This is a genomic window from Stenotrophomonas sp. Steno-Z1, from assembly GCF_056393175.1.
Genome location: NZ_JBWJPB010000001.1, coordinates 348911 through 366164, shown reverse-complemented (window position 1 = coordinate 366164; position 17254 = coordinate 348911). Strand labels below are relative to the sequence as shown.

13 protein-coding genes and 1 riboswitch are annotated in these 17254 nt (G+C 68.9%); of the genes, 6 read left to right on the top strand and 7 right to left on the bottom strand.

Annotated elements, in window-relative coordinates; genetic code table 11:
- Positions 1-465: 465 nt before the first annotated feature.
- From AC06FD_RS01530 to AC06FD_RS01515, 4 genes are all read right to left on the bottom strand, one after another.
- Positions 466-1539, bottom strand: coding sequence for a homoserine dehydrogenase family protein (locus tag AC06FD_RS01530; RefSeq protein WP_478047218.1), 1074 nt, complete (start codon positions 1537-1539; stop codon positions 466-468).
- The gene (locus tag AC06FD_RS01525; protein ID WP_478076820.1) at positions 1536-2780 is read right to left on the bottom strand and encodes an O-succinylhomoserine (thiol)-lyase; all 1245 of its coding nucleotides are present in this window, start codon (positions 2778-2780) and stop codon (positions 1536-1538) included. The genes AC06FD_RS01530 and AC06FD_RS01525 overlap by 4 nt, the downstream gene beginning before the upstream one ends.
- A complete protein-coding gene (metX, locus tag AC06FD_RS01520; RefSeq protein ID WP_259206235.1) occupies positions 2777-3808 on the bottom strand; it encodes a homoserine O-succinyltransferase MetX in 1032 nt (343 codons plus the stop codon). Before metX ends, AC06FD_RS01525 begins: the two co-directional genes overlap by 4 nt.
- A gap of 78 nt (positions 3809-3886) precedes the next feature.
- Positions 3887-4007, bottom strand: a riboswitch (SAM riboswitch).
- Positions 4008-4100: 93 nt separating this feature from the next.
- Positions 4101-7043: an autotransporter family protein gene (locus AC06FD_RS01515; RefSeq protein WP_478076819.1), complete on the bottom strand. Its 2943-nt coding sequence runs from the start codon at positions 7041-7043 to the stop codon at positions 4101-4103.
- Between the two features lie 291 nt (positions 7044-7334).
- Here AC06FD_RS01515 and AC06FD_RS01510 point away from each other — a divergent pair, with 291 nt between their 5' ends.
- From AC06FD_RS01510 to AC06FD_RS01495, 4 genes are all read left to right on the top strand, one after another.
- Positions 7335-8240, top strand: a complete 906-nt coding sequence (locus AC06FD_RS01510; protein WP_478076818.1) for a M23 family metallopeptidase — start codon at positions 7335-7337, stop codon at positions 8238-8240.
- Positions 8241-8316: 76 nt separating this feature from the next.
- Entirely contained in the window at positions 8317-9921 is a 1605-nt protein-coding gene (locus AC06FD_RS01505) for a peptide chain release factor 3 (RefSeq protein ID WP_259206237.1), read from the top strand.
- A 92-nt stretch (positions 9922-10013) separates the two neighbouring features.
- The gene (gene trhA / locus AC06FD_RS01500) at positions 10014-10649 is read left to right on the top strand and encodes a PAQR family membrane homeostasis protein TrhA (RefSeq protein WP_449335887.1); all 636 of its coding nucleotides are present in this window, start codon (positions 10014-10016) and stop codon (positions 10647-10649) included.
- Positions 10650-10745: 96 nt separating this feature from the next.
- Positions 10746-12731 (top strand): AsmA family protein, encoded by a 1986-nt coding sequence (locus AC06FD_RS01495; RefSeq protein ID WP_478076817.1) that lies wholly within the window; start codon positions 10746-10748, stop codon positions 12729-12731.
- Positions 12732-12815: 84 nt separating this feature from the next.
- On the opposite strand, the gene AC06FD_RS01490 is transcribed toward AC06FD_RS01495, so the two are convergent.
- Genes AC06FD_RS01490 through mtgA form a run of 3 tightly spaced genes read right to left on the bottom strand, consistent with a single transcriptional unit; the run spans position 12816 to position 15015 of the window.
- Positions 12816-13247: a CBS domain-containing protein gene (locus tag AC06FD_RS01490; RefSeq protein ID WP_259206239.1), complete on the bottom strand. Its 432-nt coding sequence runs from the start codon at positions 13245-13247 to the stop codon at positions 12816-12818.
- Positions 13207-14226, bottom strand: coding sequence for a glycosyltransferase family 2 protein (locus AC06FD_RS01485; RefSeq protein WP_394161076.1), 1020 nt, complete (start codon positions 14224-14226; stop codon positions 13207-13209). Before AC06FD_RS01485 ends, AC06FD_RS01490 begins: the two co-directional genes overlap by 41 nt.
- Before the next feature lie 39 nt (positions 14227-14265).
- The gene (gene mtgA, locus AC06FD_RS01480; RefSeq protein WP_259206242.1) at positions 14266-15015 is read right to left on the bottom strand and encodes a monofunctional biosynthetic peptidoglycan transglycosylase; all 750 of its coding nucleotides are present in this window, start codon (positions 15013-15015) and stop codon (positions 14266-14268) included.
- Between the two features lie 79 nt (positions 15016-15094).
- On the opposite strand from mtgA, the gene hslO reads away from it, so the two are divergent.
- Positions 15095-15991 (top strand): Hsp33 family molecular chaperone HslO, encoded by an 897-nt coding sequence (hslO, locus tag AC06FD_RS01475; RefSeq protein ID WP_478076816.1) that lies wholly within the window; start codon positions 15095-15097, stop codon positions 15989-15991.
- Between the two features lie 119 nt (positions 15992-16110).
- On the top strand, positions 16111-16971 hold the full coding sequence (locus AC06FD_RS01470) for an XOO1806 family protein (protein WP_478076815.1): 861 nt from the start codon (positions 16111-16113) through the stop codon (positions 16969-16971).
- Positions 16972-17254: the final 283 nt, after the last annotated feature.

Here is a 17254-nt window from a genome sequence, read left to right as displayed (position 1 = left end):
GGCGCCGTCGGTGTGGTCGTCTATCGCGCGAACGGCAGCCGAGCGTGGCTCGGCTCTACCTGTCGGTGCGGTCGTCTATCGTGCGAACGGCAGCCGAGCGTGGCTCGGCTCTACCTGTCGATGCGGTCGTCTATCGCGCGAACGGCAGCCGAGCGTGGCTCGGCTCTACCCGTCGATGCGGTCGTCTATCGCGCGAACGGCAGCCGAGCGTGGCTCGGCTCTACCCGTCGATGCGGTCGTCTATCCCGCTAACGGCAGCCGAGCGTGGCTCGGCTCTACCTGCTTGTGAGGTCGGCCATCGTGCGAACGGCAGCCGAGCGTGGCTCGGCTCTACCTGTCGGTGCGGTCGTCTATCGCGCGAACGGCAGCCGAGCTTGGCTCGGCTCTACCTGCCCGTGAGGGCGTCCATCGCGCTAACGGCAGCCGAGCGTGGCTCGGTTCTACCTGCCACCAGCGACACATTGTCTATCGACGCACGATCGCCAGCACGTCATCCAGCAGTGCTGCCGCGGTGACGTCGGCGCCGGCCCCCGGGCCCTGGATCAGCAGCGGCTGGGCCTGGTAGCGATCGCTGTGGATGGCGACGCGGTTGTCGGTCTGTGCGCCGCCGGCCAGGGGGTGGTCCTGCGGCAGGATGCGCAGGCCCACCGAGGCACCGTCATGGTCGAAACCACCAACGAAGCGCAGGCAGCCGCCCTGCCCGCGTGCCTGCTGCCAGGCCTGCTGCAACGGCGCGTCCAGCAGCGACAGCTGCGCCAGCGCATCGGCTGGCGCCAGCTGCGCCAGCGCCGCCGGCACCAGCGAATCCACCTGCACCTGCTCGGCACGCAGCGCGATGCCGCTGGCCCGCGCGAGGATCAGCAGCTTGCGGCGGACGTCCTCGCCGGACAGGTCCACGCGCGGGTCCGGCTCGGTGTAGCCCGCCGTTGCGGCCTCGCGCACCCACGCGGAAAACGCCCGCTGCCCATCGTAGTGGTGGAACAGCCAGGCCAACGACCCGGACAGCACGCCTTCCACGCGATGGATGCGGTCGCCACCGGCCACCAGCGAACGCAGGCTGCTCAGCAATGGCAGCCCCGCGCCCACGGTGGCGCTGTCGCCGTAATGCGCCGCGCCGCCGTGGCCACTGTCGGCGATCGCCTGCGCGCGCGCCAGTTGCGCGCCGCGCCCCAGCTTGTTGGCGGTGACCACGTGCACGCCGCGCGCCAGCCAGTGTTCGTGCCAGTGGGCCACCTCGTCGCTGGCGGTCGCATCCACGACCACGTCGCCGCGCTGCAGGCCTTCCGCCTCGGCCCACGGCTGCAGGGCCGGCGCCCCGCGCGTGGCCAGGTTGGCCTGCTGCAGTTCGTGCTCGGGGGCCTGTTCGCAGGCGCGCGCCGTGCGTGAATTGGCCAGCCAGGAGAACGCGGGCAGCAGCAGGCCACGCGCCTGCAGCGACTGGTAGCGCTGCACGAAGGCGGTGCCGACCGTGCCGGTGCCGAGCAGCGCCAGCCGCCGCCCGCGCGCGGCAGGCGGATGCAGGTCCAGCACCGCGCTCATGCATCCACCTGTTTGCGCAGCGCCGCCTTGGCGTGCAGGTCGATCACCGCCTGCGCGCGCTCCAGCCCGGCCCGCAGGTCGGCAACCAGGTCCTCGGCCGCCTCGATCCCCACCGACAACCGCAGCAGGCCGTCGCTGATGCCGGCGTGCGTGCGCGCTTCGGGGGTCATCGCCGCGTGGGTCATGGTGGCCGGATGCGCGACCAGGCTCTCCACCCCACCCAGCGACTCGGCCAGGGTGAAACAGCGCAGGCCATCGACGAAGGCGCGCACCGCCGCGTGCGGGTCATCGCCCGGGCACGAGGCCAGCTCGAAGGACAGCATCGCGCCGAAGCCGTCCTGCTGGCGCGCCGCGATCGCGTGCCCGGGATGGTCGGCCAGGCCCGGGTAATACACCTTGGCGACCGCGTCGCTGGCCACCAGCAGGTCGACCACCTCGGCGGTGTTCTCCTGGTGCGCACGCAGGCGCGCGCCCAGCGTGCGCAGGCCACGCAGGGTCAGGAAGGCATCGAACGGCGAGCCGGTCAGGCCCAGGGCGTTGGCCCACCACACCAGCTGCTCGTGCACCGCCGGATCGCGTGCGATCACCGCGCCGCCGACCACGTCGCTGTGGCCGTTGATGTACTTGGTGGTCGAATGCAGCACCACGTCCGCGCCGAAGGCGATCGGCTGCTGCAAGGCCGGCGACAGGAAGGTGTTGTCCACCACCACCTTGGCCCCGGCCCTGTGCGCGGCATCGATGACGAAACGCAGGTCGGTGATGCGCAGCAGCGGGTTGGACGGGGTCTCGATCAGCACCAGCGTCGGCGACTGCGCCAGCGCGTCGGCCAGCGAGCGCGGGTCGGTCAGGTCGGCGGTGATCAGGCCGAAGTGGCCCTTCTTCGCCAGCGCGTTGAACAGCCGCCAGCTGCCGCCGTAGGCGTCGTGCGGCACCACGAGGGTGTCGCCCGGCTGCAGCAGCGCATTGAGCACCAGGTTGATCGCGCCCATGCCGGTGGAGGTGATCACCCCGCCCGCGCCGCCTTCCAGCTCGGCCAGGGCCTCGCCCAGCAGGTCGCGGGTCGGGTTGCCGCTGCGCGTGTAGTCGTACTGGCGCTTGTTGCCGAAGCCATCGAAGCTGAAGTTGGAGGACAGCACGATCGGCGGGGTCACCGCGCCGTGGGCGGTGTCGCGGTCGATGCCGGCACGCACGGCGGCGGTGACGCGGCTACAGGTCGGCTCGGTACCGGTGGACTGGCTCATGCGGTTTCTCCCAGGGAACGGATGGCGGTGGCGAGGATCGCGTCGATGCGATCGGTTTCTTTGAGGAAGGCGTCGTGGCCATAGGGCGAGCGCAGCACGCGCAGGCTGCCGCGCGGGCCCAGCCCTTCAACCAGGCCGACGCAGTCGGCCAGCGGCACCAGGCGATCGCCTTCCACGGCGACCACCACGGTGGGCACGAGCAGCGCGGCGGGGTCGACGCGGTGCAGGTCGATCGATTCGGACAGCCGCAGGTACGCATCCACTGCGGTGCGCGCCACGTACTGCGCGCCGGCCGCGTCCAGATAGTCCTCGGCGGCCACGCGCACGCGGCCGTTGACCAGTTCCGGCGGCGCATCGAAACGTTCGCCGAACTCCTCCGGGGTGCGGTAGCTGAGCATCGCGAACTGGCGGGCCAGCGCCAGCCCATGGCTTTCGGCGCACTGCAGCTGGCCCAGCGCCACCGCACGCCGCTGCAGCGCGCGCCAGGCGGCGGCATACGGATGCGGGCGGTGCGCGCCGCTGACGGCGACCAGCTTCAGCAGGCGCTGGCGATGGCGGATGGCGAACTGCTGGCCCACCAGTGCGCCGTAGGAATAGCCGACGAAGCACTGCAGCTGGGCGATGCCGAGATGGTCGAGCAGCAGGGCCAGCGCATCGGCCTGGTCGGCAGTGTCGATCGGCACGTCCAGCGCCCCGTCGGCGCCGATGAAGTCGAACGCCAGCACGCGCAGCGACGCCGGGTCCAGCGCGCGACCCGGGGCAACCAGCCCGTCGGCCCAGCCCTTTTCGGGGAAGTCCACGTTGGCGGCCACGTGGCGGTGGGCGGAGATGCCACCGGCAAGGACCACCACCGGCGCGCCGGCACGGCCGACCAGCTCATAACGCAGGCGCACCGGGCGCACCCCGGCGTGGCGCATCGACAGCACCGCGGCGATCTCGCCGCGCACGGCGTGCGGGTGGGCGTCGAGCGGGACGCTGATCGGGGCGAAGGCGTCGGTGGCAACAGCGGTAGCGGTGGCGAAACCCATGGCGGTATCCAAAGTAGGAAAACGGCCATCGAGCTTTCGCGGAGCTCGCGTTCGAGGTGCACGCACGGTGCACGGGTCGAACCATCTTTCGGAAGACGCCAACGGTCTCCGCAGGATTTGGCACCTACGCAGGTCGCTTGCGCGTCTGCGGGCTGCCCCGGCTTCAAAGGGCCTGTCCCTCTGCCGGTCTCGATGGTGGAGCCACGATGCCAGCCCTTTTCGCGCATGTCAATCGTTTCATCTGGATGAAGCGATATAGTTTTTTGTCATCAGCCGCGCGCGCCCTTCGCCGCTACCAGCGGTAGCGCAGCCCCAGTTCACCGGACTGCTGCCGGAAACCGTCGGCACCGCGCTGCAGCGACACCTGGCCGGCACCGCTCCAACCCGAAGCGAGGGCCAGCTCGAATCCCATCTGGACCTCGTACCGGTTCTGGGGCCGCGCCGTGGCAAAGCCAATCTGATCCAGCGTCAGCGCGGCGGCACGGCTCTCGCGCAGGGCATTCACGCCGATGAATGGCTGCACGCGCATCGGTCCGGCGGTATCCAGCCATGCCAGCCGAAGTCCGACCTCTCCCCCCCACACCGCCTGGTCCAGTCCGCCGATGATCGTTCCGTTCGCTTCGCCATGGTCGTGGCCGCGCAGACGGGTGTAGGTGGCCTGGAAACGTGGCTCCAGCAGCAGCGCGCGGGTGTCGGAGGCCGCGAGGTGCCAGCGGTAGCCGCCTTCCAGCGATCCGGCCCAGGTCCGGGTGTCGTAGCGTTCGGGCGCCGCGTCTTCGCCATTCACGCGGTTGCGGTAGCGGCCCACCTGTATCCAGCCATCGGCGAAGGCGCCAGTGCCATCCACGCTGCCCTGCTCCCACAGGCCATACAGTCCCACCGCCACGCCCTGCACATGCCCGCGCGCGGTGTAGCCGGTCAGCAGCGAGACCGTGCTGGCCGTGGCCACGCCGTGCGCCGCCATCGCGCCCCATGCCGCCCGGCCGTCGGCCCGCGTCCACAGGTCCGACCCGATACTCACCACCGAGCGTTCCAGCGACGCCGACAATTGGTCCGCCTGCCTTGGCAACCGGCCCTGCTGGCCGCCCACCCGCAACCAGACTCCACGATCAAGCGCGCCGTTGGTGCGACCGGTCCCAGCGCCGGTCTGCGCATGCAGCGAGTACTGGAACAGCTCGATCGCCGCCGTCGTGTTGGCCAGGTAGGCGGCCAGTTCCGGGCGGTAGATCGGCGTTGGCCGGCACGCCGGCAGGGTCGGGTCCTGCTCGCAGATCGGCGGCGGGGGCCGGCACGCCGGCAGCGCCGGATCGGCCAGGCAGGGGTCGGTCGGTGGCGGGCAACCCGGCAGCGCCGGGTTGGCATCGCAGGGGGCCGGATCGGGCGGCGGGGTGCAGCCCGGTCCGGCTGGATCGCTGTCGCAGGGGTCGGGCGGCGACGGTACGAACTCCGAACGCAGGTACCAGTTGCCGTCGGCGACAGTCGGCCGGCCCTTGAACAGGAAGTACTCATACGCCCCCCCGACGGCGCGACCGGCCAGGGCAAAGCGACCCTCGGATGCACCATCCACCTGGACCACACGGATGCCCTCGGCAGTGAGACCGCCGGCCCCGCCCGCGTTGTCGACCTGCAGACCGAACGCGCCGCGGGTATCGCCCACCACATGCAGCAGGTCACGCGGCGCACCGTCGGCGCCGAGCCGGGCGTTGATCGCGAAGGTACCGGCACCGGTCAGATCGCCATCCACGCGTAGCGTCTTGAAGTCGTCGGCCACCGGCGCGGAGAACGCGACCGTGCCGCCGTCGAGGTGCAGCGCCTGCACGTCCGAACTGTCGGTGAGTCGCCAACGGCTACCGCTGGCGATCGACAACTGGGCGACAGTGCCGGTCGTAGCACCGGTCCAGACCGAATCGTTGGCAAGCGCCACCGTGGTGGCCGCTGCGAACGTGCCGGCCGGCAGGCCGGGCACAAAACCGATACCCCCGGTTGCCTGTACCCCACCGTCCATCGTCAGCGTGGTGGGGGTCGCGGTGGCCTGGTCGAACAGGTGCCCGTTGCCACCGCTCGCCCTTGCGCCTGCCGAGAGCGTGATACTCCCGCCAGCGCTGCGGAACGCACCGTACTGCGCGCTTTCCAGGCTGCCGCCAGCCAGGCTGAACGTGCCGGCCACGTCCGCCGCCCAGCTGCCCACGCCGGAGGCCTGCACCTGGGTATCGATGAGCTGGAATGCGCCGCCTGCCGTGGTCATGCGCAGGGCGGAGGCCCCGTCGCCGGAGGACGCCAATCGCGCGCCGGTGAACAGGGCGCTGTCGTCAGCGGCAACCACGGCCGAGCCGACGCTGTCGATGCTGCCGCCGATCATCGTCAGCTGGGCCGCGTTGTTGAGCTGGATACCGGACGAGCGCTGCCCGGAGGTCCGGATGCCGACCCCCTCCAGGCGCAGCGTGCTCAGCGTTGGATTGAAAACCAGCATCTGGATGCCGGATGCATCATTGCCGGTGGTCGTTATCGTTCCGCCGGTGATGTCCACAGTGGCTCCCGAGCGGACGCTGATACCGTAGCTGCGATCGCCTGCCGTCTGCAGCGTGCTGCCGCTGATCTGGACAGAGATGTTTGCCGCAGCATCAATGGCAGGCGCGGAATCGCCTGTCGTCCGCAGCTGGCTGTCAACGACACGGGTGGAGGTGCCATTGGCACTCAGGCCGACGGCGCCCACCGCGCGGGTCTCCACTGACGTGCGGAGCAGTGAAAGCGCACCCGAATTCAAGATTGCAACGCCTGCATCCTCCATGATGATGCTGCTGTCGGTCAGGCTGCCGATACTGTCGTTAAAAATAGTGACGCCAGAGCCACGCTTCTGGATCTCGACCCGCGTGCCCGTAATGCGCACCTCGCCGCCGAACTGCGCATCTATCCCGACGCCGGAAAAACCGGTAACGACGATGCGGCTGTTGGCTAGCTCGACCAGGCTGCCGTCGCCGAATGCGGTGATGCCGCGCCCGGCCCCGCCTTCAGCCGTCGCCATCAGCAAGGAATCCCGGCCGCTGATCGAGCCCCCTTGGCCGAATGCCGTGAATACCGAACCGGTCGATGCGGTGTAAGTGCCCGGCGGAACGTCGAGGTGGACGCGATTTGCTACCTGCGGATTGTCGGCCGCTGCCCCCGCGGCGGAACACCACAGCAGTATCGCGCCAGCCAACGGGCGCAGGCAAAGCAACGTTCGGGCATCGGTGGTCATGGTTCACTCCCTGGATCAGGCAAGGAATGCGTCACAGCGCCCTGCAGTGGATGTGAGCCGCAGGCCAACGGCAGGGGATGGTCCAGCCTGGGTCAGGCAACCACCATGCAACTTGTACGAAACCGAGCTGGGAACCAGGCCGAATCACCACCCTCCTCGGCGCGCTGGTTTCATCAGTCTCAGCCGTGGTGGGTGAGTTGACGGTGAAAGAGTCCCCTACCAGTGCAACGCCGGTGCTTTCGTAAACGGCAGCGGTTGCGTACAGTCGCCCCACTTCATCGGATCCCCGCCATGCGCCACGCCATGCTCATGCGCCACGCCATGCTGTTGATGCTGTTTCCGCTCACCGGCCTGGCCACCGCCGCGCCGTCCGCACCTTCGTGGCGGGCCGGCTGGGGCCTGGTGGAGCAGACCAACGCGCCAGCGTCGACCACCAGCAGCGGTGCCGGCATCGCCACGGTCAGGCTCGACGGCGGCGGCGGCCACTGGCAGGCACGGGTGGACAACCACCTGTTCGGCCCGGTCCAGGTCGCGCTGCGCCAGCCGACCGGCGCCGCCGCCCTGCCGGGCCTGCCGCTGCAGACGGTGCTGGCGGGCTCGGCCAGCGTGGTGGTCTCGCGCCTGCAGCTCCCGGCCGAGGTGCCGCGGCTGGACCTGCTGCTGGATGCGGTGCCCGGCGACCCGGCCGCCAGCCCGCAGGACGTCGCCTACCTGCTGCCGTTCGACGCCAGGCGCTTCCAGGTCACCCAGGCCCCGCGCGGGCGCTTCAGCCACACCGATGCCGAGAACCGCGACGCGGTCGACTTCGCCCTCGCCGAAGGCACGCCGGTCCTGGCCGCGCGCGCCGGCCGGGTCATGCAGGTGCAGGGCAACTTCCACGAAAACGGCCGCGATCCGAGCCGCGACCGCGAGCGTGCCAACTTCATCCGGGTCCTGCACGAGGACGGCAGCATGGCCGTCTACGCCCACCTGCAGGCCAACGGCGTGCTGGTGCGCGGCGGCCAGCGGGTCGAGGCCGGCCAGCGCATCGGCTTGTCCGGCAACACCGGCTACAGCACGGCCCCGCACCTGCACTTCGTGGTCCAGGCCAATCGCGGCATGCAGCTGCGTTCGGTGCCGGTGCGGATCGTGGCCCCGCAGGGCGAGCTGCACTTCGCCCGCGAGAGCGACAGCGACGGCGCGCCGGGCGCCCCCTGACCCCGGTTGCGCCCAGCCCCCGCTATACTGGACGGCTCATCTCCAAGAAAAGCGCCCCGGGCGGGCGCGTCACGCCATGTCCGAAGTCGCCAACGAAGCCGCGCGCCGCCGCACCTTCGCCATCATTTCCCACCCTGACGCCGGCAAGACCACGCTGACCGAAAAGCTGTTGCTGTTCGGCGGTGCGATCCAGATGGCCGGCTCGGTGAAGGGCCGCAAGGCCGCCCGCCACGCCACGTCCGACTGGATGGCGCTGGAAAAGGAGCGCGGGATCTCGGTCACCTCCTCGGTGATGCAGTTCCCCTACGAGGGCAAGATCGTCAACCTGCTCGACACCCCCGGCCACGCCGACTTCGGCGAGGACACCTACCGCGTGCTCACCGCGGTGGACTCGGCGCTGATGGTGATCGACGTGGCCAAGGGCGTGGAAGAGCGCACCATCAAGCTGATGGAAGTGTGCCGCCTGCGCGACACCCCGATCATGACCTTCATCAACAAGCTCGACCGCGAGGGCAAGGAGCCGATCGACCTGCTGGACGAGGTCGAGAGCGTGCTCGGCATCCAGTGCGCGCCGGTGACCTGGCCGATCGGCATGGGCCAGCGCCTGAAGGGCGTGGTCCACCTGATCAGCGGCGAAGTGCACCTGTACGAACAGGGCCGCAACTTCACCCGCCAGGATTCGACCATCTTCCCGTCGATCGACTCGCCGGGCCTGGCCGAAAAGATCGGCGAGCGCATGCTGGCCGACCTGCGCGACGAGCTGGAGCTGGTGCAGGGCGCCAGCCACCCGTTCGACCTGGCGGCCTACCTGGCCGGCAAGCAGACCCCGGTGTTCTTCGGCTCGGGCGTGAACAATTTCGGCGTGCAGCCGCTGCTGGACTTCTTCGTCGAGCACGCGCCGTCGCCGCAGGCCCGTGCCACCACCGGCCGGGTGATCGCCCCGGAAGAATCCAAGCTGACCGGCTTCGTGTTCAAGATCCAGGCCAACATGGACCCGCAGCACCGTGACCGCGTGGCCTTCATGCGGGTCTGCTCGGGCCGCTTCGTGGCCGGCATGAAGACCTTCCACGTGCGTACCGGCAAGGAAATGAAGCTGGCCAACGCGCTGACCTTCATGGCCAGCGATCGCGAGATCGCCGCCGAGGCGTGGCCGGGCGATGTGATCGGCATCCACAACCACGGCACCATCTCCATCGGCGACACCTTCACCGAAGGCGAGGCCGTCAGCTTCACCGGGATCCCGAACTTCGCCCCGGAGCTGTTCCGCCGCGCGCGCCTGCGTGATCCGCTCAAGCTCAAGCAGCTGCAGAAGGGCCTGGCCCAGCTGTCCGAGGAAGGCGCCACGCAGTTCTTCCGCCCGCTGATGAGCAACGACCTGATCCTGGGTGCAGTCGGCGTGCTGCAGTTCGACGTGGCCGCCTACCGCCTGAAGGACGAGTACGGCGTGGAAGCCACCTTCGAGCCGGTCAGCGTCACCACCGCGCGCTGGGTGACCTGCAGCAACGAGAAGAAGCTGGAGGAATTCCGCGAGAAGAACGCGGGCAACCTCAGCATCGACGCCGCCGGGCACCTGGTGTACCTGGCGCCGACGCGGGTCAACCTGCAGCTGGCGCAGGAACGCGCGCCGGATGTGCGCTTCGCCGCCACGCGCGAAGCGGCACACAGTATTTCGGTGTCCTGACACGGCGACTGAACAGGCGCGCGTGCATGCGCGCGCCAACGCGGCGATGATAGGGGGGAGCGGGTCCCCCCCTCCCCGCATTGTCGATCGCCATGACTACAGTTGCTTCGGTACGTGAAGAAATCGCCAGCGCGCTGACCCACGGGCTCGGCGCGGTGGCCGCGCTCGCCGCCAGTGCGGTGCTGATCACCTTGGCCGCGATCTACGGCGATGGCTGGCAGTTGGCCAGCGCAATCGTGTTCGGGGTAGCGCTGCTGCTGTTGTACACCGCCTCCACCCTGTACCACGCGGTCCAGCACCCGGTCGTCAAGGGTCGCCTGAAGGTGTTCGACCATTGCGCGATCTACCTGCTGATCGCCGGCACGTACACGCCGTTCACCCTGATCGGGCTGCGTGGCGGTCCGTGGGGCTGGGGCATGTTCACCGCGATCTGGGCGCTGGCCTTTGCCGGGGTGATCTTCAAACTGTTCTTCACCGGCCGCTTCAAGCTGTTGTCGACGATCATCTACATCGCAATGGGCTGGATGGTGATGGTGGCGATCAAGCCGATGTGGGCCTCGATCGATGGCTGGACGCTGGGCTGGCTGCTTGCCGGCGGCCTGTCCTACACGCTGGGCACCTATTTCTACCACCGCGAATCGATCCCCTACTCGCACGCGATCTGGCACCTGTTCGTGATCGGCGGCAGCGTCTGTCATTTCGTTGCGGTGACGGCGCAGATTCTTTGAGGGGGGCTTGATCCAGCGCCTTCAAAGCAAAAAACACCCCGCCCTGACACCATCCTTACCAATGCTTCGCGCTCCCTGCACGATGAACAGGCAAGGATGGAGCGCGTGAACACTGTTGACTCCCCTGCTCCGTCCCCTGCCGCCCGCCGTTGGCGCTGGCAGCGTCCTGGCAAGCGCGGGCAGCGCTGGCTTGCCCTCCTCTTGTTCCTGTTCGCGGCCCTGCTGCTGTTGATCGCGCTCTGGGACTGGAACTGGTTCAAGGGCCCGGTGGAGCGCGCCGTACAGGCCAAGACCGGTCGCGCATTGCACATCAATGGCGACCTCGACGTCGACCTTGGCCGCACCACGACGATCCGCGCCGACCGCATCACCTTCGCCAATGCCGACTGGGCCAAGACGCCGCAGATGGCCAGCGCCGACCGCGTTGAAATAGCCCTCCGCGTCTGGCCCCTGCTGCGCGGCCAGGTCCACATTCCCGAGGTGCGCCTCACCCGCCCGGACCTCCTCCTCGAAACCGGGCCCGGCAAGGACACCCCCGGCAACTGGGACTTCCTCGGGCCGTCCACCGGCAACCCGCCGCAACTGCAGCGCCTGCGCATCGATGATGGCCGCCTGCAGTTCCTCGACGCCGCCGGCCGCACCGACGTGCTGGTCGCCCTCAACAGCGGCAAGCCGCGGAACGAAGACAGCGCGCCGCCGCTGCTGGTCAAGGGCAAGGGCCGCTGGAAGGGCAACGCCTTCTCGCTGGACGGCAACACCGAATCACCGCTGGAACTGACCAACAGCGACCACCCGTTCCGCATCCATCTGGACGGACGCGCCGGTGGCACCCACGCCATCGCCAGCGGCACCCTCACCAACCCGTTCGCGCTGCGCGTGTTCAACCTGCAGCTGATGCTCAGCGGCCAGGACATGGAAGACCTGTTCCCGCTGATCGGGGTGGCCATGCCCTCCACCCCGCCATACCGCCTCAACGGCCGGCTCAAGCGCGACAACGACATCTGGCGCTACGAAGACTTCACCGGCACCGCCGGCGACAGCGACCTCGGCGGCACCGCGCAGATCGATGTCGGCGGCGCACGCCCGTTCCTCAAGGCCGACCTGGTGTCCAAGCGCCTGGACTTCGATGACCTCGCCGGCTTCATCGGGGCCCCGCCGCGCACCGGCGCCGGCGAAACCGCCAACGCCGAACAGAAGGCCAAGGCGGCTGCCCTCGCCGCCCGCACCCGGATCCTGCCCGACACGCCGTACAACCTCACCAAGCTGCGCGCCATGGATGCCGACGTGCGCTGGAAGGCACAGCGCATCAATTCGCCCGCGCTGCCGCTGGACGACATGGACGCCCACCTCAAGCTCGACGCCGGCCTGCTGCGCCTGGACCCGCTCAACTTCGGCGTCGCTGGCGGCGACATCCGCAGCACCATCCGCATGGACGCGCGCAAGGACACCATTTCCACGCAATTGAAGGCCAGCCTGCGCAACATCCAGCTCGGCAAGCTGATGCCCGATTCCAAGCTGGCCGAACAGGCCTCCGGCGGCGTCAGCGGTGACGTCGACCTGGCCGGCAGCGGCAACTCGGTGGCCGCCATGCTCGGCAGCTCCGACGGCAACGTCGCCGTCGGCATCGGCCGCGGGCATGTCGGCAACCTGATCATGGAACTGGCCGGCCTGGACGTCGCCGAGTCGCTGAAATTCCTGTTCACCGGCGACAAGCAGATTCCGCTGCGTTGCGCGTTCGGCGACTTCGGCGTGGACAACGGCGTGATGACCTCGCGCGCGCTCGCCTTCGACACCAGCGATACGCTGATCGTCGGCAGTGGCACCGTGGATCTCAGGCAGGAACAGCTGGACCTGCTGCTGCGCCCGCGCCCGAAGGACATCAGCATCCTCGCCCTGCGCTCGCCGCTGCGGATCGGTGGGTCGTTCAAGGATCCCTCGTTCCGCCCGGACTTCAAGGCGCTGGGCCTGCGCGGCGCGATCGCCGTCACCCTGGCCACCATCACCCCGCCAGCCGCGCTGCTGGCCACCCTGGAAACCGGCCCCGGCAAGGACACCAACTGCGGCGGCCGCTACGCGAAGTAACGCGGGCTGGCGCATGCTGCCCGGATACCCGCGCCAGCCGGCTCGATCGTCGTCACGGCGCCGCACGTGCGGCGCGCGTGCAGGTCACCCGGCCACGATGTACTGCTGCAGCTGGTCCAGCTTCTGCGCCTGTTCGTCGATCACCGACTTGACCAGGTCACCGATCGAGATCACCCCGACCACGCTGCCCGCCTCCACCACCGGCAGGTGCCGGATGCGGAAGTCGGTGACCAGTTGCAGGCAGTGCTCGACCTGTTCGGTCATTGCCACCGTCACCACCTTGGCGGTCATGATGTCGCTCACCCGCGTGGTCCGCGAGGAACGTTCGTGCAGGACGATCTTGCGCGCGTAATCGCGCTCGGACAGGATGCCGACCAGTTGCCGGCCGTCCATCACCACCACCGCGCCGATGCCCTTGTCGGCCATCAACCGGATCGCGTCGATCACCGCCGCGTCCGGGGCGACCGCGAAAACCTCAGGGGACTTGCCTTCCAACAGCTGCCGTACCGTGGTCATCTCGCTGCTCTCCACCGATGGGATGCAGGCCCGAGTCTGCCACGAACGGTGCATGCCAGGTGTCAACCAGGTACAGCGGGCGCTGCTTGGATTCCTCGTACAAACGCCCCAGGTATTCCCCGATCAGGCCCAGCGCGATCAGCTGCACCCCGCCCAGGAACAGGATCACCGCCATCATGGTCGGCCAGCCCGCCACCCGGTCGCCGTACAGCGCGGCCTTGGCCACGATCCACATGGCGAACACGAACGCGAAGCCGGCAGCGGCCAGGCCCAGGTAGGTGGTGATCCGCAAGGGCGCGGTGGAAAACCCGGTGATCCCCTCCAGCGCGAAGTTCCACAGCTTCCACAGCCCGAACTTGCTCTCCCCCACCAGCCGCGCATGGCGGTGGTAGGGCAACGCCTTGCGCCGGAACCCGACCCAGCCGAACAGCCCCTTCATGAACCGGTGGCGTTCACGCAGCTGGCCCAGGGCGGCCAGCGCGCGCGGCGACAGCAGCCGGAAATCACCGGTGTCGGCGGGGATCGGCGTTTTCGACAAGCGCCCGATCACCCGATAGAACACCTTGGCAGTGGAACGCTTGAGCCAGCTTTCGCCGTCCCGTACCAGGCGCGTGCCGTACACGTTGTCGTAGCCCTGTTGCCACAACGCGACGAAGTCGGGGATCAGCTCGGGCGGGTCCTGGCCATCGGCATCGAGGATCATCACCGCGCCGTCGTCGACGAAATCCAGCCCGGCGGTCAGTGCCGCCTCCTTGCCGAAATTGCGCGACAGGCGCAACAGACCGACCGAGGCATCGGCCTCGGCCAGGGCCTGCATCACCGCCCAGGTGGTGTCGGTACTGCCGTCATCCACATACAGCACGCGGCCGTCGATGCCCGCCAGGCCGTCAAGCACCGCGCGCAGGCGCGGGTGCAGCATCGGCAGGACCAGGGCCTCATTGTGGGCGGCAACGACGACGGTCAGGCGCTGGGGATTCATGCGGCGATTGTAGCGTCAGCCCATCACCTGCATGAATGCTCAATCCTCGCCGAGGTAGGCGTGACCGCCCAGCTGCCGCGCCTGGCGCTGGATCCAGGCCGCGCGCCGCTGCACGTACGGGCCCGGCCTGGCTGCGTTGTAGCGGCGAGGCGCGGGCAGCACGGCCGCCAACCGCGCGCTTTCCGCCGCGCTCAGGCGCGCCGCGTCCTTGCCCCAGTACTGGCGGGCCGCCGCCTGCGCGCCGTAGATGCCATCACCGAACTCGGCGATGTTGGCGTACATCTCCAGGATGCGCGCCTTCGGCCACAGCGCCTCGATCAGGACCGTGTACCAGACCTCCAGGCCCTTGCGGACCCAGCTGCGTCCCTGCCACAGGAACAGGTTCTTGGCCACCTGCTGGCTGATCGTACTGGCCCCGCGCAGGCGCCCGCCCTTGGCGTTGTGGTCGCGCGCCTTCTCTATCGCCTGCAGATCGAAGCCATTGTGCTCCGGGAAGCGCTGGTCTTCGGCGGCCACCAGGGAGATGGGCAGGCTCGGGGCCATCTGGTCCAGGTCGCGCCACTGGTAATGAAGCCGGTAGTCCCACTCGCCCTGGCCGAGCGCCTCGCCGTAGCGCCACAGCATCACCGTGGACAGCGGCGGGTCGACGAACCGCAGCACCAGCACCTGCAGCACGCTGAAGGCGGCGAACAGCACCGGCAGCCACAACAGGCGCTTCCAGTGCCAACGCCGCGGACGCGACGGGTCCAGGCCTGGCTCGGCCTTGAGGTTGCTGCGCTCTGCCCCCATTAGTGGTGCATCCTTTGCTTGCACGATTGTCGGCGCATTATCCGGCAACCGCCCCCCTTTAAGCGCAGCCACCGAACCGATGACCGCCCAATCCGACACCCTTGTCCGTTTCCTGCTTCCCGATGCCGGCGTCCGCGGCGTGCACGTGCACCTCGATGCCACCTGGCGCGAGATCCTGTCCCACGCCACCTACCCGCCGGCCGCCGCCGAGCTGCTCGGCGAGGCCAGCGTGGCCTCGGCGCTGTTCACCGGCCACACCAAGGTCGACGGACGCCTGTCGATCCAGCTGCGCAGCAACACGGCCATGCGCACCCTGTTCGCCGAATGCACCGCCGCCGGCACCCTGCGCGGGATCGTGCAGCTGGCCGAGGGCGGTGGCGACGCGCCGCGCGACCTGACCGCGCTGGGCGACGACGCCCTGCTGGCGATCACCATCGAGAACCCCGGCCTGGACCCGCGCGAACCGCAGCGCTACCAGAGCCTGGTCGGGCTGACCGCCGCAGGCCTGGACGAGGCCTTTGAAGACTACTTCCGCCAGTCCGAGCAGCTGCCCACCCGCCTGCTGCTGGCCGCCGATGGCGAGCGTGCCGCCGGCCTGCTGCTGCAGAAGCTGCCGGGGGACGAAGGCGACCACGACGGCTGGTCGCGTGCCAGTGCGCTGTTCGAGACCCTGGGCAAGCAGGAACTGCTGGAGGTGGCCGGCAACGTGCTGCTGCACCGTCTGTTCCATGAAGAGAAGCCGGAACTGCTGGGCGAACGCCCCCTGCGCTTCGACTGCTCCTGCTCGCGCGAGCGGGTCGAGGGCATGCTGCAGTCGCTGGGGGAAGCCGAGGCCCGCGCCGCCGCCGAGCCGACCGGGGCGGTGGAAGTGCGCTGCGAATTCTGCGGACGGGAGTATCACTTTCCCTTGACGGAATTCGCCATACTGTTCAGCGATCCCGCCGTATCCGCGCCGGCACCTGAACGGCTTCAGTAATCGCCGCACGAGTTTTGTTCTGGGGAGAACCAAGACTTGTTAAGAAATCATAAACACCCTAGGATCAATCTCCCGCTTCGGCGGGAACTTGTGCTCACCCCTGCTGTCTGAGAGTTCCCATGCGCTCCCTTCTGCGTCTACCGCTGGCCCTTGTGATCGCCCTCGCCGCGATCCCGGGCGCGCATGCGCAGACCAAGCCCCGCCAGGACAGCACGGTGCTGCCGGTGTGGAACAAGGGCAGCGGCAAGGTCGAGGCCCTGCTGTACCTGGAGCCCACCGGCGAACAGTCGGCCGGGGCACGCTGGCATTTCGGCCGCAGCTCGCTGGATGCCGCCTTCGGGTTGTCCTCCGGCGATTCGCTGGGCCTGCTCTGCAACAGCAGCCGCGGCACCAGCATCAGCGGCCTGGCCAGCCATTGCATGCTGGCCAGCCTGGGCGACGACGACGACACCGCCTCAATCAGCCGCCGGGTCACCGGCACCGCGGCCTTCAATCGCCCGGGCGGGCGTGTCGGCATCACTGCCGGCAGCGGCCGCGACACCCTGCCGGCCTGGCTGGCAGCGCCGAACAAGTCGCCGGCGCTGCGCGCCGAGCAGAATGACCTGACCGTGTTCGGCCAGAAGAACATCGGCCGCGAAGGCTTCGTGTCCATTGGCGGCACCTACGCCAAGGCGCGCCTGGTCCCGCTGTCCGACGCCTCGCCGGCCATCGTGGACCGCTGGGACAGCAAGAGCCTCACCATCGGTGCCGGCTACGGCAACTTCAGCGGCAACATCATCGGCCGCGTGGTCGATGTGCCGGGTCAGCCCGGCAAGTGGGAAGGCCTGGGCGTTGGCCTGACCTGGCGGACGCCGTGGAGTGGCCAGCTCACCGTCGGCGCCGAAAACGTCATTACCCGTGGCAAGAACCCGTTCGCACCGCGTAACGAGAGCACCGACGAAGGCACCGTGCCGTACGTCCGTTACGAACAGGATCTCTGAGCCCCCCGCACCCGGCGCGCCCGGAGTGTGTCGAAAGAAACGCGCCCGCCGGCGCGTTTTTTTTTGGTTCTTCCTTCTGCGCGCGAGGCACCCACGACGCGCAGGGTGACCCCCTTCAGGCACCGCGGCCTGTCGGTGGACCGGTCGGCGATGCCGCAGCAATGGCGTTGATGCCTGATTTCAATGGGCTTTCGCGCCCGCGCGGTGACATGCATTGGCTGCGGGCGTCAAGGCATGACCGTGCCCAGTGACGTGATGAGACACGCGTTGATACAAACCGTGA

Coding starts and splice junctions, on each gene's coding strand:
- AC06FD_RS01485 (WP_394161076.1), bottom strand. CDS start 14,226: ATGAATCCCCAGCGCCTGACCGTCGTCGTTGCCGCCCACAATGAGGCC.
- metX (WP_259206235.1), bottom strand. CDS start 3,808: ATGGGTTTCGCCACCGCTACCGCTGTTGCCACCGACGCCTTCGCCCCG.
- hslO (WP_478076816.1), top strand. CDS start 15,095: ATGACCGCCCAATCCGACACCCTTGTCCGTTTCCTGCTTCCCGATGCC.
- AC06FD_RS01490 (WP_259206239.1), bottom strand. CDS start 13,247: ATGACCACGGTACGGCAGCTGTTGGAAGGCAAGTCCCCTGAGGTTTTC.
- mtgA (WP_259206242.1), bottom strand. CDS start 15,015: ATGGGGGCAGAGCGCAGCAACCTCAAGGCCGAGCCAGGCCTGGACCCG.
- AC06FD_RS01515 (WP_478076819.1), bottom strand. CDS start 7,043: ATGACCACCGATGCCCGAACGTTGCTTTGCCTGCGCCCGTTGGCTGGC.
- AC06FD_RS01495 (WP_478076817.1), top strand. CDS start 10,746: ATGGAGCGCGTGAACACTGTTGACTCCCCTGCTCCGTCCCCTGCCGCC.
- AC06FD_RS01510 (WP_478076818.1), top strand. CDS start 7,335: ATGCGCCACGCCATGCTCATGCGCCACGCCATGCTGTTGATGCTGTTT.
- AC06FD_RS01470 (WP_478076815.1), top strand. CDS start 16,111: ATGCGCTCCCTTCTGCGTCTACCGCTGGCCCTTGTGATCGCCCTCGCC.
- trhA (WP_449335887.1), top strand. CDS start 10,014: ATGACTACAGTTGCTTCGGTACGTGAAGAAATCGCCAGCGCGCTGACC.
- AC06FD_RS01505 (WP_259206237.1), top strand. CDS start 8,317: ATGTCCGAAGTCGCCAACGAAGCCGCGCGCCGCCGCACCTTCGCCATC.
- AC06FD_RS01530 (WP_478047218.1), bottom strand. CDS start 1,539: ATGAGCGCGGTGCTGGACCTGCATCCGCCTGCCGCGCGCGGGCGGCGG.
- AC06FD_RS01525 (WP_478076820.1), bottom strand. CDS start 2,780: ATGAGCCAGTCCACCGGTACCGAGCCGACCTGTAGCCGCGTCACCGCC.